This window comes from Nocardia sp. NPDC004604, from assembly GCF_040609795.1.
Taxonomy (GTDB): Bacteria; Actinomycetota; Actinomycetes; order Mycobacteriales; family Mycobacteriaceae; genus Nocardia.
The window spans coordinates 1-13,432 of sequence record NZ_JBEXLC010000119.1 but is presented as its reverse complement, the minus strand read 5'-3'; the positions used below and the strand labels follow the sequence as shown (position 1 = coordinate 13,432).

Sequence of the window (13,432 nt, the reverse complement as noted above, 5' to 3'; positions counted from 1 at the left end):
CTCAGCGCTCCTGTCCGCAGACGGTGCCGATCGCGCCGGTCAGCAGGCGCAGACCGTGCTCGATCTCGTCATCGGTGACGGTCAACGGCGGCAATAGCTTCACCACTTCGTCCAGCGAACCGGAGGTCTCGACCAGCAGCCCGCGCTCGAAGGCGATCTGGCAGACCTTGCCCGCCTGTGAGGGATCGTCGAAGACGATGCCGTGCACCAGTCCGCGACCCCGCGTCGAAATACCGGGGAAGTACTCGGCCACCTGGGTCAGTGCCGCTCCGATGCGCTGCCCCTTCGCCTCGGTCGAGGCCTGCAGCGCACCATCGGACCAGAAGTGCTCCAGCGCGGTCTGCGCGGTGATGAAGGCCGGGTTATTGCCGCGGAAAGTGCCGTTGTGCTCGCCCGGTGCCCACTGGTCGAGATCCGGTTTGAACAGCACCAGCGCCATCGGCAACCCATAGCCGCCGATGGACTTCGACAGCGTCACGATATCGGGGGTGATACCAGCGATTTCGAAGGAGAAGAACGGCCCGGTCCGGCCGCAGCCCATCTGCACATCGTCGACGATCAGCAGAATGCCACGGGCCGTGCACAATTCGGCCAGATGCCGCAGCCACTCCGGTCGTGCGACATTGACCCCACCCTCACCCTGGACCGTCTCCACGATCACCGCGGCGGGCCGGTCGAAACCGGAGGAGGTGTCGTCGAGGACCCGCTCCATCCACTGGAAATCGGCGGTGGTGTTGTCGAAGTAGCCGTCATAGGGCATATGCGCGGCATGGACCAGCGGCACACCAGCGCCCGCACGCTTGGCGGCATTGCCGGTCACCGACAGCGCGCCCAGCGACATGCCGTGAAAAGCGTTGGTGAAGCTGATGATCGTCTCGCGTCCGGTGACCTTGCGGGCCAACTTCAACGCGGCCTCAACGGCATTGGCGCCGGTCGGTCCGGGGAACTGGACCTTGTAGTCCAGGCCGCGCGGCGCGAAAACGGTGTCGCGCAACGTTTCCAGCAGTCGCCGCTTGGCCACGGTCGACATATCCAGTCCGTGCGTGATCCCGTCACCGGCGATGTACTCCAGCAGCGGCCGCTTGAGCACCGGGTTGTTGTGACCGTAGTTCAACGCCCCCGCACCGGCGAAGAAGTCGAGGTACTCCTTGCCGTCCTCGGCGCGCAACCAGGTACCCGACGCGGTGGTGAACACCGTCGGCCAGGCCCGGCAATATCCGCGGACATTGGACTCGAGCTCTTCGAAAATGGTCGTCTCGGCGGTAATCAACGGCGATCCTCCTGCTTTCGGACGGTAGGGGCGATCAGATAGAGGTCCTCGTCAGCGTGGCTGTCCGGGAAGAGATCGGAATCGAATAGGGAGCGCTTGGTCATTCGCGCGGCCCGTCGGCGCGCGACCGAACCGAACATCGCGATCGAGGCCGGATTGTCCGGCGCGATCGTCGTCTCCAGTGCGGAAACACCTGCGGCCGCAACGGTGTCGAGCAGCTTCTCCAGCAGTGCGGCACCAAGACCGCGTCCCTGCTGTTCGCGCTCGACCGCCACCTGCCACACGAAGACAGTCTCCGGCGCCTGCGGGCGCAGGTAGCCGATCACGAATCCGACGACCCGGCCGCCCACTTCGGCGACTACCGAGGTGCCGGCGAAATCGCGACACCACAGCAGGTAGGCGTAGCTGGAATTGGTGTCGAGGACCCGCGAATCCTTGGCAATACGCCAGATCTCGGCCGCGTCACCGACTCGTGGTTGGCGCAGTACCGGCTGCGCGTGTGGCGCCGAAATCGGTACGGCCGAAGGGTATTCGGTGACCGATGGATCAATCGTTGCGGTGGACAAGGTGTGCAGTGACATACGTCTCCCTGGTCGGGTCTGCAGTACTCATCCAGGCTTGCGGAGCAACTTTGAGGTGAACCGGTCGATCTCTTTGCGGTTGTGTTACGAAAAGATCACAACTGCAGGCTAGGTCACACTTTTCGATGTTTCAGCGCTGCGGATCGAGCCGATACCCAAGTCCGCGCACGGTAACCACGATGTGTGGATCGGAGGCATCGCGCTCGATCTTGGTGCGCAGGCGGCGCATATGTACATCGACGATCCGCTCATCGCCGAAAAAGCCGTCGTCCCAAACTCTTTCGAGCAATATCGAGCGGCTGAGCACCCGGCCCGGCGACTCTGCGAGTTCGCAGAGCAATTTGAATTCGGTAATGGTGAGCCGGATTTCGTCCTCGCCGCGGCGCACCGCGCCACCGTCGCGATCGAGCACCAGTGGTGCGTCCGGATGCGCATCGAGGACAGCCTCCCGCGGCGCTTCCCGTTCCATGGTGAGTCGGGCGCGGCGGCGCAGCGCGCGCATGCGGGCAGAGATCTCCTTGATCTCGAACGGCTTGGTGACATAGTCGTCGGCGCCCGCCTCCAAGGCGGCCACCACATCGTGAGTATCGTCGCGGGAGCTCACCACGATGATCGGCACGTCGTGTTCGCGCCGGATCTCCCGGATGCAATCGAAGCCGTCCATATCGCCGAGCATCAGCTCCACGATCATCACATCGGGGACGCCATTGCTGCGCAGATAGGTCAGTGCGTCCTCGGCCTCGTGCGCCTCGGCGACGTCGTAACCCTCATCCTCCATCGCCGTGCGCAGCGCGCCCCGGACCACTTCGTCGTCGTCAACGATCATCAGGTTTGCGGTCAAGCCCTCATCCCTTGCAGCCACGCGGACGCGACGCGACGCGGAGACTCGCGTACCCATAACCGACGCGACAGTCCGCCTTCGAGCACCTTTGCCAACTTCAGAAGTACCCGCAGCAGCCATTCGGTAAACGGCAGGTCACGAGCACTCGGTTAGCGTCCGGCTACTCCACCCTGGAGGCACGGACCCGTTTGCGCAAATTGAGAGTGATCTCGGTCACAATGACCGAGTCACCAGTCATCGCGCTGGGACTGCTCCAGCCGGTTGAAATTGCTGGGCCCGCCGTCGGCCCGGCGCTCCTGATAGCGGAACATGAGCCGTCGCGCGTCGAAGGTGGCAAACCATTCGTCCCAGCCGACCGCGCGCAGCACCGCGCCGCCGTAGCCGGGAAAGTCGAAACGCAGTACGCCGAGGCGACCGTCGTATTCGCTACCCGGCATGGTGGCCGGGCGGGCGCCGCGCTGCTCGGCCCAACGCCGGATCACATCATGATTGCGGGTGACGAGGATGCGACCGGCCTGTTGCGAATTCTCGGCGCGCGAGATCGACTCCGGCGGTTTCTTCAGCGAACTCGAAACCCCCGGTCCCGCGTATTGCTCTCGGGTGCCCGGTCGTCGCTGATCGTTCATGACGACCTCCTTGCGCGTCGGCATCGTTTGTCCGGCTATCTGACGCGTACCCGCACCTAACCTCGGGCAAACAGTGGATCCGATCACAACGAAACACATTGGGCGACAACATCTTCCCAACAAGCTAATCGCGCAGCGCTTGATCGCGCAGCTTGCCGAGCGTTCTGGACAGTATCCGGGAGACGTGCATCTGCGAGACGCCCAGCTGCTCGGCGATCTGGGACTGGGTCCTGGCCTCGAAAAAACGCATGATGAGCACCTGCCGTTCCCGCTCCGGCAGGTCCTCGATCAGCGGCCGGACCGCGAGGTAGTCCTCCACGTACTGGTAGCTGGGCTCCTCCGAGCCGAGACTGTCCAGCAGCGGCAGGGGCGCGTTCTCGATGTCATCGCCGACCACCGCGTCGATGGAGCTGGACTGGTAGGCATTGCCCGCGATGAGCGCCTGGGTGACCTCGACCAGATCCACCGACAGCTCAGCGGCGATCTCGCGGGCCTTCGGCAAGCGGCCGAGCCGCTGCGCCATCGCCTCGACGGTGGGGCCGATATTGAGCTGGATCTCCTTGGTGCGCCGCGGCACGCGCACCGCCCAGGTGTTGTCCCGGAAATGTCGGCGCACCTCGCCCATGATGGTCGGCACCGCGAACGACAGGAACGAGGAACCGCGGGTCACATCGAATCTATCCGCGGCCTGGACCAGCCCCAAGCGGGCGACCTGTAGCAGGTCGTCGAAGTTCTCGCCGCGCCCGGAGAACTTGCGCGCAATATGTTCGGCCAGCGGCAGGCACCGGCCGATCAGCTCCTCCCGCAACGCTTCTCGACGGGGATCGGCCTTGTCCAGGGCGGCGATCTTCTCGAACAGTGGCTCGATATTATCGTAGCTGTCGCGGTGTGCTCTCGACTCAGCCGCCATCGCTACCTCGCGCCCAGCTGAAGTCGACGATCGTCGGATAGCCGGAGACCGAACTGTCGTAGGGCTCCTGCACCGCGGCGATCGACTGCGTCAGCGTGCGAACGATATGCCAGCCGAATCCGGCTTGACCGACCACCGACTCCGATACCGCCACCGAGGCGACGTGCACGAACATCTCGCTGTCGCTGTAGGTGAAGTCGCAGTCCAGCGTGGAGCCCGGCGCCGCGTCCAGGATCAGGGAGGTGGCCACCTCGTCGAGTGCGAGCCGGATATCGACCACCTCATCGATCGCGAAATCCGCAATCAGCGCAACGGTTTCGGCGAGCGCGCGCAGCATGGTCAGCTGCTCGAGCTGGGCGGGGACGCGAACCCCGATCGTCGTTGTCTTCTCTGCAGCGGACTGGGAACTCCACTCCCCCATGCCCATCACCACCTATTCCTCCGAGCCGACCGGAACCTGCCTTCGGGTCGGGGACCATTCGCGACGTACCCGGCCGACCACGATCGAAACATCGCAACCGGTGGGGATTCGAATCAGTCCGCCTCGATCCGTTCATGCGCAGTCAACAGCAGATGGTCGAATTTCGTGCGCAGATCGGCCACCGAATCGGTCAGCGAGCTCAGATCGGCGACCAATCGCACGGCCAGTGTCCGCAGCTTGATATTGGTCTCCTGGGAGCGCCAGCTCAGCATCCGGAAGGCCTGGTCGGGGTTGAGGCCGTAGACCAGCATCAGCGCGCCCTTGGCCTGCTCGATCACCGCCCGTGCCTCGTACAGCTCTGGCAGCGCATCGTCCAGGGTCTCCTGCTGACGCTCGTCGAGCGCGGCGGTGAGGTCGATGTAGTACCCGGAGGTTCCGATCACCGAATCCATCTCGTCGAGCATCTGATCGGCGACCACGATGACGTGGTGCACCTGGCCCGCGGTATCGACGATCCGATGCCGACTCGAGAACGGCCGCGCGGTCTCGATGGATTTGGCCAGGGTGTCGGCCACCTGTGCGCGATCCTCGGGATGTTTGTGCGAGAGCAGCAGCTCGGTAGTCGGTTGCACCGTTCCCGGCTCGTATCCGTGCAGCAGTGCGACCTCATCGGACCACTCCCACCGCTGATCGCCGAACCAGAAGTGGAAGGTCCCGATACGCTGCGGTTTACCCGCGCCGATAACCCGGCCCAACGCCCGCGCGTCCTCGGGCGAAACCGGTCGACTCTCTGTCACAGCCGCAAGTATGGAGCGTGCCAGCGCTGAACGCCGGATATCGGCCAGACCAGGGACTTAAGGCCATATCAGGTGTCGAGCGCCGCGCGCATCGACGGAAAATCGCAGCATATGGCGCGTACGCCGGTGACGGCGAGCACGCGGTCGACCTCACGGCGACCTGACACGACCCGGACATTCGGACCGCCGCGTGCGGCTCGGTGGGTGATCGCGCCGATGGCGGCCGCAGCGCGGATACTCAGGAATCTGGTGGCGCGTAGGTCCAGGATGACGGCATGACAGCGGGTGGTCACCGCCCGCTCGAGCATCGCGCGGAATTCCGGGAGTGCGGCCGCATCGAGTTCACCCTCGGCGCGGATGACCACGCATTGTCTGCGGCGGTCCATCCGTTGCGCCCAGAACCGACTCCGCGGCCGCAATCCGGCCCGGTGTTGACCGTCCGATCGGTACTGAAGAACGGCGGACATATCAAACCTCCCAGAGGGATGCCCGATCCTGCGCGACAGGTCGGCGGGAGGTGGCGGTAACGCGGCTGGATCGTTACGCCGCGTCGGTAGTCGCCTTCGTCAGGGTCGCTACGCCAGCTCCCGCTGGCCGGTCCCGCATGGTGTGTCGTGTGTCGGACCGGGGTCGGCTGTAGTCTCAACCTCTCAATAGTCTGGCACGGTCGCTCACCCCGGTTCAACCATCCGATCGGTCGCCGACATTGCGCCAGCGCCACGGCGCGAGCACCCAGGCAACCGCGAACAGCACTGCGACCACCACACCCGACACCACTCCCGGTACCGGTCCCGCGACGGTCTCCGTCACCAGCACCGTCGCACCGGTCAGCGCGAGTCCGAGCAGCGCGATCCCGGCCATGGCGCAGCGGTGCGCTGCGGCGACGACATTGCCGAGCCGGTGCCGCCGGAACAGGATTCGATGCCATGCCACCGGCGCAACCAGGAAGACCGTCGCACCCATCGCCGCGGCCATCGTGGCGAGGTAGAGCAGTCGCATCGGCTGCGACAAGGGGGCGAATCCGGCCTGGAACGGGAGGATCAGCAGCGCTCCGATGAGGAATTGCACGCCGGTCTGGACCACCCGCAACTCTTGGATCAGGCTGGCCCAATTGCGGTCCAGCCGCTGGGTTTCGGTCTCCTGCCTGGTTTGACGGTCCCAGTTCTGGTCACCGGCGGTCACAGGTGGCGCATACCCGCACCGCGCGGGCATACACACGGCGATCTTGCCCGGTGCGGTCACTGATTCGGTGAGTGGCACCCGGGTATGCCGATCGTGACGCCGCCGTGATCGATCGCCGCAATAGAACCGATGTGCACGGCGCCGGCCGATCCACCCATTCGCAAAGCCGACCCAACCGGCATCTTGGTGCCGAAATAGGCGGGGAAGTTCTCATGGCACAGCGAAATGGGTTGCCGAACATATTGTCCGGCAACCCATTTCGCCTATCAGGTACAGCAATTACGGATAGCTACTGCCCCTGCTGGTAAGCGCGCTGGCGTAGTTCCTCCAACTCGGCTTCGGCCCGCTCCTTCTCTGCGGCCGCTTCCTTTTTGGCCGCCGCACGCTGTGATTCCGCCTTGTCCTGCTGGGATCTGCCCTCGTCCCGCAGATCGTCGTTTCCGAAGACCGCGCCAGCCGCCTCCTTGATCTTGCCCTTGGCGCCTTCGACGACGCCTTCGAGCCCTTCGCGGGGACCGCTCTTGTGTTCGGACACGATATCTACCTCCGAAATATCGGCTATCAGGTGGACATTGGGTCGCATACCCGCGATCGGCCGGTTGAACCGAAACTCTCGATTTTCATGGCAGATCGGAAATTCCGCACGCCGGTCGGACGCCTTAGCTAGTTGGTGTCCGACGGACTGAATCATTGCCCCAATACCGCAGTGTCCAGCGGTTTGGGCGGGCTTGCTGTATGTGCGCGGGACCCGCGGCAGCGAGATACCGGCCACCGAATCGCCCACACTGTCGCGCGACCTGCATCGTTATCGAACGCGGCGGCGCATAGCAAGTTCTTGCGTAGCAATATCGCTACCAGGACCGATTCCCGTCGTCCCGGCTACCATCATTTACATGGTCGGTCGACCATATTCGGCTCGGCCCCGGATGCCGACCGGGGCCCGATAATTCTGCGAGGAACCATGACCGATGGGCTTCTGCTGCCGCCAGGTGCGGGGCGACGACTGCAGACCATGACGCTGAAGGTCGGTGCCGAGCGCTCCGATATCTGGTCGACCTTCGAGGCCGAGGTGCCACCGGGTTTCGATGTTGGTGCGCACTGGCACGGCCATGCCGAGGAGGTGTTCTTCGTGCTGGACGGCGAACTCGATCTGCTCGCTTTCCATCCGAAGTCCCAGCCCGTCGGTGACTGGCGCACCTGGGAGGCCGAGGGCGGGGCGACCGTATTCCGCGGCGGGCCCGGCAGTTTCATGCATGTGCCCGCGGGCTGCCCACACGCATTCTTCAACCCCGGCAAGCAGACCGCGCGCATGCTGTTCCTGGTCTCCCCGTCCGGACACGAGTTGTATCTCCAGGAACTGACCGACCTACTGGGCGCGGGCGGACCACCGGACCCCGAGGAGATCGCCGAACTGCGCATGCGCCACGACATCCACCAGTTGACGCCGCTGACCAATCACCCGATCGGGTGATATTGGGCCGAACCACCCGCGTCATCGAGGGGGCGAGCCTGCTCGAGAATCTGGTCGACGGTCTGCTCGACCGTGAGATCGGAAGTGTCCAACCATAATCCGATGCGCGGCGTCTGCGCCCGCAGGACCTGGTCCAGGCTCTCGACCGTGAAGCCGTCATAGGCAGCCTTGCCCCGGCCGGCCTCCCGAGCCTCGACAGCGGCCGGTGTCGGCACGAGTACCACCACGTACAGCGGCCGAGTCTTGATCAGCTCGATGGTCCACGGCAGGAATTCCCCGAGCACGACATCCTGGATGATCGCGGTGAACCCGGCGGCCGCGTACCCGTCGGCGGTATGCGCGGCCAGCGCATGGCGCAGCCGCAGTTGGTCCGAGGCCGCCGCCGACGGTTCGGGGCTCATTTCCGCCCGACCGCCGATAATGAAGCGCCGGAACGTATCCCCGCGCACATGCGCCGATCGCGGCAACCGCTGCGCCAGCGCCTGGGCGACGGTCGACTTCCCAGCGGCTTGAATGCCGGTGATCAGGTAAACGGCCGATTCCATACCTGCCATGTTCGCACCCGGGCGCCAGCCATTTTCGGCATCGAGTGCGACCGCGACACTCATCCCACCTCGGGCGGCGGCGTGTTGTCTGCCGGATAGCCGAGGGGATCGGCGGAAACGGGCCTGTGGCGACACGTCGAGTTGTAACGTGTTCTAAGCCCGCGCTCCGGGTGGGGCTGACCAGATGGTGGTGCGGACGTTTTGCGGAATGTTCGGAGGGGTTGGATGCCACGACTGCCGATGCTGGGTGCTGTTGCGGCACTTATTATTTCGTTCACCATGATCGGATTGCCCGCGCCCGCTCGGGCCGGGATATACACCTGGACCGATATCGCACAGTCGGCGGTCCCGAAGGCGGAGTGCGGGGCCGGATCGCTGCCGGAGACCGGGTTGCAGGGCGATGTTCCGGCGGCGGATCGGGCCAGTGGGCGCAGCACCGAGGGGTATCGGTGCAATATTTCCTTCGTCGGCGGGTTGCAGCAGCAGGGAGGCGGGATTCTGTCGCCGACCTACGACCATTGCTCGTATACGGGCACATTCTTTCCCGGGAACCTGCTCGATGGTGCAGCGCCGGGCGTACACGTCCTCGATGTTTCCGATCCGGCCCATCCGGTGCACACCGCGACGCTGAACGAGCCCGCGATGCTAGGCGGAACCTGGGAGACCTTAAAGGTCAATACCGCGCGGAAGCTATTGGCCGCGACCGCCGTTCCGATCACCACCGGTACCGCGTACTTCTCCATCTACGACATCTCCGACTGCGCACACCCGGTGCTGCTCAATCCCGGTCCCGGCACCGATCTGACAATGCCGTTGCCATTCCTGTCGCACGAGGGCGGCTTCTCCCCCGATGGCAGTACCTACTGGGCCTCCAGCACGAGCCCGGGGCTGCTCACCGCCATAGATGTGAGCGATCCGGCGAATCCGCGGGTGATCTGGCACGGACTGCAATCGCTGACCGCACACGGTTTCGGCATCAGCCCGGACGGCAACACCATGTACTTCTCCATCCAGAACGGGATCAATATCCTCGACATCAGTGCGATCCAGCGCCGGGATCCCTATCCGGTGGTGCCGCAGATTGCGACGTATCACTGGGCCGACGGGTACTTCGACCAGCAGTCGGTTCCGGTTACCTACGACGGCAGGCCGTATATCTTCACCGGCGACGAAGCCGGTTCCGGCGGTGTGAAATTGATCGACGTCGCCGATCCGGCAGATGCCAGGAAAGTCGCGACGATCAAACTCGAGATCAATATGCCCGCGAACCTCGGCGAGCACGCCCAATCGGCGACCGGCAACGGAATCTTCTCCTACGACGCGCACTATTGCGTGGCCGATCGGCCCGCGGATCCGACCGCGCTGGCATGCAGTTGGATCGCCTCGGGCATTCGCGTCTTCGATGTGCGCGATCCCGGCGATATCCGCGAAATCGCCTATTACAACCCGCCTGCGCAGACGGGCAGGCAAGGGCAGCTGGTGAATTCGGTGCACGCCGACACCGCCGTGATCGGCGCTCCGGTCTGGAATTACGTCCCGCTGGCCCGCGAACTCGTCAACGGCAAACTCGATCCCGCCACCATATTCGGCCCGCGCTCGGGCATGATGTTCGGCGGCGATATCAGCTCGGATTGGTGCCTGTCGCCGCCGATGTTCCATGGTGACCAGATCTGGACCACCTGCACCGATAACGGATTCATGGTGCTGCGGCTGGATAACGGGGTCTACACACCGCCCGCCGATCAGGAGTCCACCGTTGGCTCGTAAACGCCTCCGATTCGCCGCGGTGGCCGTCATTTGCCTGATAGTCGGTGCGGCGGTGGGGTTTTGGGCACATCGACCGCGCGATGACGCAGGCGCCGGACCGCTGTCGACCGTGGATATCGGCTTCGCCCAGGACATGTCGGTCCATCACGAGCAGGCGGTACTGCTCGCGCGAACGCTGCCCGCCGACGCGGGACCGCAGATTCGCGGCGTAGCGGAGCGGATCGTGTTGGCGCAGACCGCCGAAATCGCCCAGCTGCGCGGCTGGCTGCAACTGTTCGACCTACCGCTGAGCACCGATCAGCCGATGCACTGGATGGGTCATGAGCACGGCGGCCACGGCGCCCCCATGCCTGGGCTGGCATCCACTGCCGAGATCACCCAGCTCGCCGGGTTGCACAGTACGGCGGCCGAAGTCGTGTTCCTACAGTTGATGATTCGCCATCACCGTGGCGGTGTGGCGATGGCGCAGACCGCCTTCAATACCGGCTCTGCCCCGGCGGTCACGCGGGCGGCGCTCGAGATGGTCAACGAGCAGGGCAATGAAATCGGCGAGATGACAGCACTATTGACCGCCCGGCAAGGCCAGCCCCTGCCGTTCCCCTGACCTGTCAGCTCGCGCGGTGTATCGGGTGCAGTCGGGACAGCGCCCGCACCGCATCGGCGCGGGAGATCAGCTGATCGCCATCGAGTTCGGCGATGGCGGCCTCCATCCACTCGCGGATCAGCGTCGACATGCCGATGCCTCGGGCATCGGCCAACTGCTTGACCCGGGTGTGCAGTTCCAGCGGCATGCGAATGGAACTGGTCACCACGATGTCGTCACCGGGGGCGAGCGGCGGCGGCGCCTTGTCCGGCGGGACCGGTTCATTGCTGAAGGTCAGTCGGTCCATGAACGCCGTCACTTCGTCCGGGGACGCAAGGTTGTCGTGTGGCAGTTGGCAGGGATCTCGGCCCGCATCTTACGTGCGCAATTCACTTAAAAGTCCTTCACCGCGTGCCGCCTGCCCTCGCGCACACCGCTTCCGGGAGCGCAACCCGGAACGGTCATGTTCGATCCGTATCCCGATCTGGCCGCCGCTCGGGATTTACTCTCCAAGCACGACGACCTGTGGGACGCGCTTCGAGACGACTACTGGGCTGCACTGATGAATATTCAGGATCTGCCGAAACCCCCAGGGGGATAACGACATATTCGAGACATCGTGCTGGTATACCAGCACACACGGTCAGCGCCCGCTCCGACTCCGTCTGCGGGCTATGAACCGGCCGATCACGAAATTGGTTAATCGCGAGGCGGACTCACCGCCAAAGCCGATCTCGCCGGTGACTCGCACGCAGGCATGGCCCGGTAGGCTCGCAACACCGGCTCTGCCGAAACACCGCCGGTCGCCATGGCCATCCCAGCCCCGGGCCGGACCGGCTCCCCGTGGTCATCGGCTAGGATCGCGTGATGACCACGGGGGGGGCAGTATGGCGTCTAGCCAAAATCTTTCGGTGGTACCGGAGAAGGTTCGTGAGGTAGGCAAGTACGTCTACGAGTTGGCCGAAGCACTGCGGAACGCTCTGGACTCCACCTCGAAGGATGTCGCCTCGCTGACCGACGGCAGCTGGACTGGTGATTACGCAACCGAGTTCTCCAACGGCTGGGCCGAGGTCCGGGACGGGGGCAGCCAGATCACGACCGCGTTGACCGAGATGGCGGAGAAGCTCGGGGTCACCGCGGAGACCTATCAGGCCCCCGACAAGAGTCACGCCGCAGCATTGAACACCTCGAGTTTGGATCTGCCATGAGTTCTGAGTTCTCGGTCGACCTCGACCGCCTCGACGATATTGTGGCCCGCCTCTCGGGCCTGTCGGGATTTGTCGCAGAACATCTCGACGAAATCGATAATCGGGTGACGACTTTGGTGGGTACCGGTTGGGAGGGTGTTGCCGCCGAGGCCTATGCGGCGGCACACCGTGAATGGATAACGGGTGCAAGAGAGTTCGTAGAAAGCGTCCGCGATATGAGCGATGCCGCCAAGCAGGCACACGGAGATTACACGCACGCAATCGAACTCAACAGCAAGATGCTCAACGGGGGATAATAATGACGCTCGTCGTCGATTGGCAGGTCTATTATCAAGCCGCCAAGCAATGCCACGATCTTGCCGTGGCGATACGGCAAGCCGACAAGCCCTTGCACGACGCGGTCAAGAACGAGTGCGCGGGCATGGCTGGGGATGCCAACGGCTGCAAGCAGTGGGGCGAGAAGTACGACGTCGTTGCGCGGGATACGATGCAGGCCTGTACCAACCTTGCCGATGCGTTGACCAACTACGGCTACGTTCTATACGCGACCGGTTACAACTACGGTATCCGCGGCAAAACCAACCCCGCACCCGACCGACCCACCGTCCACGCCATGTCCGAGTACAAGGTGGTTATCCCTTCATCAGTCGGTAACAACGGGAACGGAGTCGACAAGCACGACGACGGCATTGCGGAGTTCTACAACAAGCTGGTCGAGAAGATCGGTGAAGAATTCGGCAAGCTCCCCAACGGTGATGTCGGCAAGCTCGAGAAGGCGTCCAATGCCTGGAAGACGTTCTCCGCTCATCAGACCATCACCGGCGCGGAAGCGCAGATCGCCACAATCAAGGGCCTTTTCGACAAGATCAACGACAAAACGAACCTCCCACCGATCTACGAAAAGCTCGACGCACTTGCCAACAGCGCCAAACAGATCAACACGGGCTCGGCGACTCTCGCTGGCCTCGTCGGCGAGTACCACACGGAAACCGTCGCCGCGCGAAAGAGCTTCGAGTCGAATATCAACGTAGCGGTCGCCTCTGTCGGAGTCGCGGTGCTGGGCGGCTTGGCGCTGGCCGCGATCAGCTTTGGCGGCTCTCTCGTTGCGGCAGGGGGTGCAATCGGCGGCATCGTCGTCAACTGCATCAACGCCATACGTGCTGCCTATACCGGCAGCAAACTCATAAGGATCGTTGGTCTCGCAGCTGCCACCGCCACCGCGGCCGTGAC

At 64.0% G+C, this 13,432-nt stretch carries 18 protein-coding genes; 6 read left to right on the top strand and 12 right to left on the bottom strand.

Going from position 1 to position 13,432, the window contains the following annotated elements:
• Position 1: 1 nt before the first annotated feature.
• The 10 genes from ectB to ABZW16_RS32480 form a co-directional block, all read right to left on the bottom strand.
• The gene (ectB, locus tag ABZW16_RS32525; protein WP_354959920.1) at positions 2–1,270 is read right to left on the bottom strand and encodes a diaminobutyrate--2-oxoglutarate transaminase; all 1,269 of its coding nucleotides are present in this window, start codon (positions 1,268–1,270) and stop codon (positions 2–4) included.
• On the bottom strand, positions 1,267–1,851 hold the full coding sequence (gene ectA / locus ABZW16_RS32520) for a diaminobutyrate acetyltransferase (protein WP_354959919.1): 585 nt from the start codon (positions 1,849–1,851) through the stop codon (positions 1,267–1,269). The genes ectB and ectA overlap by 4 nt, the downstream gene beginning before the upstream one ends.
• Before the next feature lie 130 nt (positions 1,852–1,981).
• Positions 1,982–2,692, bottom strand: coding sequence for a response regulator transcription factor (locus tag ABZW16_RS32515; RefSeq protein WP_354959918.1), 711 nt, complete (start codon positions 2,690–2,692; stop codon positions 1,982–1,984).
• A gap of 227 nt (positions 2,693–2,919) precedes the next feature.
• Positions 2,920–3,318 carry a hypothetical protein gene (locus ABZW16_RS32510; RefSeq protein WP_354959917.1) on the bottom strand — a complete coding sequence of 133 codons (399 nt, stop codon included), beginning with the start codon at positions 3,316–3,318 and terminating at the stop codon, positions 2,920–2,922.
• A 124-nt stretch (positions 3,319–3,442) separates the two neighbouring features.
• Complete coding sequence (locus ABZW16_RS32505) at positions 3,443–4,228, bottom strand: RNA polymerase sigma factor SigF (RefSeq protein ID WP_354959916.1); 786 nt, start codon at positions 4,226–4,228, stop codon at positions 3,443–3,445.
• Positions 4,218–4,649 (bottom strand): anti-sigma factor, encoded by a 432-nt coding sequence (locus ABZW16_RS32500; RefSeq protein ID WP_354959915.1) that lies wholly within the window; start codon positions 4,647–4,649, stop codon positions 4,218–4,220. The genes ABZW16_RS32505 and ABZW16_RS32500 overlap by 11 nt, the downstream gene beginning before the upstream one ends.
• A 113-nt stretch (positions 4,650–4,762) precedes the next feature.
• Positions 4,763–5,446, bottom strand: coding sequence for a PAS and ANTAR domain-containing protein (locus ABZW16_RS32495; protein WP_354959914.1), 684 nt, complete (start codon positions 5,444–5,446; stop codon positions 4,763–4,765).
• A gap of 68 nt (positions 5,447–5,514) precedes the next feature.
• Entirely contained in the window at positions 5,515–5,913 is a 399-nt protein-coding gene (locus ABZW16_RS32490) for an STAS domain-containing protein (protein WP_354959913.1), read from the bottom strand.
• 214 nt (positions 5,914–6,127) lie between these two features.
• Positions 6,128–6,628, bottom strand: a complete 501-nt coding sequence (locus ABZW16_RS32485; protein ID WP_354959912.1) for a DUF6328 family protein — start codon at positions 6,626–6,628, stop codon at positions 6,128–6,130.
• Positions 6,629–6,917: 289 nt separating this feature from the next.
• On the bottom strand, positions 6,918–7,163 hold the full coding sequence (locus tag ABZW16_RS32480) for a CsbD family protein (protein WP_354959911.1): 246 nt from the start codon (positions 7,161–7,163) through the stop codon (positions 6,918–6,920).
• Positions 7,164–7,589: 426 nt separating this feature from the next.
• Here ABZW16_RS32480 and ABZW16_RS32475 point away from each other — a divergent pair, with 426 nt between their 5' ends.
• The gene (locus ABZW16_RS32475; protein ID WP_354959910.1) at positions 7,590–8,099 is read left to right on the top strand and encodes a cupin domain-containing protein; all 510 of its coding nucleotides are present in this window, start codon (positions 7,590–7,592) and stop codon (positions 8,097–8,099) included.
• Here ABZW16_RS32475 and ABZW16_RS32470 read toward each other — a convergent pair.
• On the bottom strand, positions 8,084–8,644 hold the full coding sequence (locus ABZW16_RS32470) for an AAA family ATPase (protein ID WP_354959909.1): 561 nt from the start codon (positions 8,642–8,644) through the stop codon (positions 8,084–8,086). The genes ABZW16_RS32475 and ABZW16_RS32470 overlap by 16 nt on opposite strands.
• 279 nt (positions 8,645–8,923) lie before the next feature.
• On the opposite strand from ABZW16_RS32470, the gene ABZW16_RS32465 reads away from it, so the two are divergent.
• Both ABZW16_RS32465 and ABZW16_RS32460 read left to right on the top strand, forming a co-directional pair.
• The gene (locus ABZW16_RS32465; RefSeq protein WP_354959937.1) at positions 8,924–10,411 is read left to right on the top strand and encodes a hypothetical protein; all 1,488 of its coding nucleotides are present in this window, start codon (positions 8,924–8,926) and stop codon (positions 10,409–10,411) included.
• Entirely contained in the window at positions 10,401–11,015 is a 615-nt protein-coding gene (locus ABZW16_RS32460) for a DUF305 domain-containing protein (RefSeq protein WP_354959908.1), read from the top strand. Before ABZW16_RS32465 ends, ABZW16_RS32460 begins: the two co-directional genes overlap by 11 nt.
• A gap of 4 nt (positions 11,016–11,019) precedes the next feature.
• Here ABZW16_RS32460 and ABZW16_RS32455 read toward each other — a convergent pair whose 3' ends face one another.
• On the bottom strand, positions 11,020–11,301 hold the full coding sequence (locus tag ABZW16_RS32455; protein ID WP_354959907.1) for a hypothetical protein: 282 nt from the start codon (positions 11,299–11,301) through the stop codon (positions 11,020–11,022).
• A 580-nt stretch (positions 11,302–11,881) separates the two neighbouring features.
• On the opposite strand from ABZW16_RS32455, the gene ABZW16_RS32450 reads away from it, so the two are divergent.
• The 3 genes from ABZW16_RS32450 to ABZW16_RS32440 form a co-directional block, all read left to right on the top strand.
• On the top strand, positions 11,882–12,202 hold the full coding sequence (locus ABZW16_RS32450; RefSeq protein ID WP_354959906.1) for a type VII secretion target: 321 nt from the start codon (positions 11,882–11,884) through the stop codon (positions 12,200–12,202).
• Positions 12,199–12,498, top strand: coding sequence for a WXG100 family type VII secretion target (locus ABZW16_RS32445; RefSeq protein ID WP_354959905.1), 300 nt, complete (start codon positions 12,199–12,201; stop codon positions 12,496–12,498). Before ABZW16_RS32450 ends, ABZW16_RS32445 begins: the two co-directional genes overlap by 4 nt.
• Positions 12,499–12,500: 2 nt before the next feature.
• Positions 12,501–13,432, top strand: a 932-nt coding sequence (locus ABZW16_RS32440; RefSeq protein ID WP_354959904.1) for a hypothetical protein, incomplete at its 3' end; no start/stop codon positions are given.

What these genes read in the sequence shown, in the direction of transcription:
- ectA (WP_354959919.1), bottom strand. Translation starts at nt 1,851, where the DNA reads ATGTCACTGCACACCTTGTCCACCGCAACGATTGATCCATCGGTCACC.
- ABZW16_RS32510 (WP_354959917.1), bottom strand. Translation starts at nt 3,318, where the DNA reads ATGAACGATCAGCGACGACCGGGCACCCGAGAGCAATACGCGGGACCG.
- ABZW16_RS32505 (WP_354959916.1), bottom strand. Translation starts at nt 4,228, where the DNA reads ATGGCGGCTGAGTCGAGAGCACACCGCGACAGCTACGATAATATCGAG.
- ABZW16_RS32500 (WP_354959915.1), bottom strand. Translation starts at nt 4,649, where the DNA reads ATGGGGGAGTGGAGTTCCCAGTCCGCTGCAGAGAAGACAACGACGATC.
- ABZW16_RS32490 (WP_354959913.1), bottom strand. Translation starts at nt 5,913, where the DNA reads ATGTCCGCCGTTCTTCAGTACCGATCGGACGGTCAACACCGGGCCGGA.
- ABZW16_RS32475 (WP_354959910.1), top strand. Translation starts at nt 7,590, where the DNA reads ATGACCGATGGGCTTCTGCTGCCGCCAGGTGCGGGGCGACGACTGCAG.
- ABZW16_RS32470 (WP_354959909.1), bottom strand. Translation starts at nt 8,644, where the DNA reads ATGGAATCGGCCGTTTACCTGATCACCGGCATTCAAGCCGCTGGGAAG.
- ABZW16_RS32465 (WP_354959937.1), top strand. Translation starts at nt 8,924, where the DNA reads ATGATCGGATTGCCCGCGCCCGCTCGGGCCGGGATATACACCTGGACC.
- ABZW16_RS32455 (WP_354959907.1), bottom strand. Translation starts at nt 11,301, where the DNA reads ATGGACCGACTGACCTTCAGCAATGAACCGGTCCCGCCGGACAAGGCG.
- ABZW16_RS32450 (WP_354959906.1), top strand. Translation starts at nt 11,882, where the DNA reads ATGGCGTCTAGCCAAAATCTTTCGGTGGTACCGGAGAAGGTTCGTGAG.
- ABZW16_RS32445 (WP_354959905.1), top strand. Translation starts at nt 12,199, where the DNA reads ATGAGTTCTGAGTTCTCGGTCGACCTCGACCGCCTCGACGATATTGTG.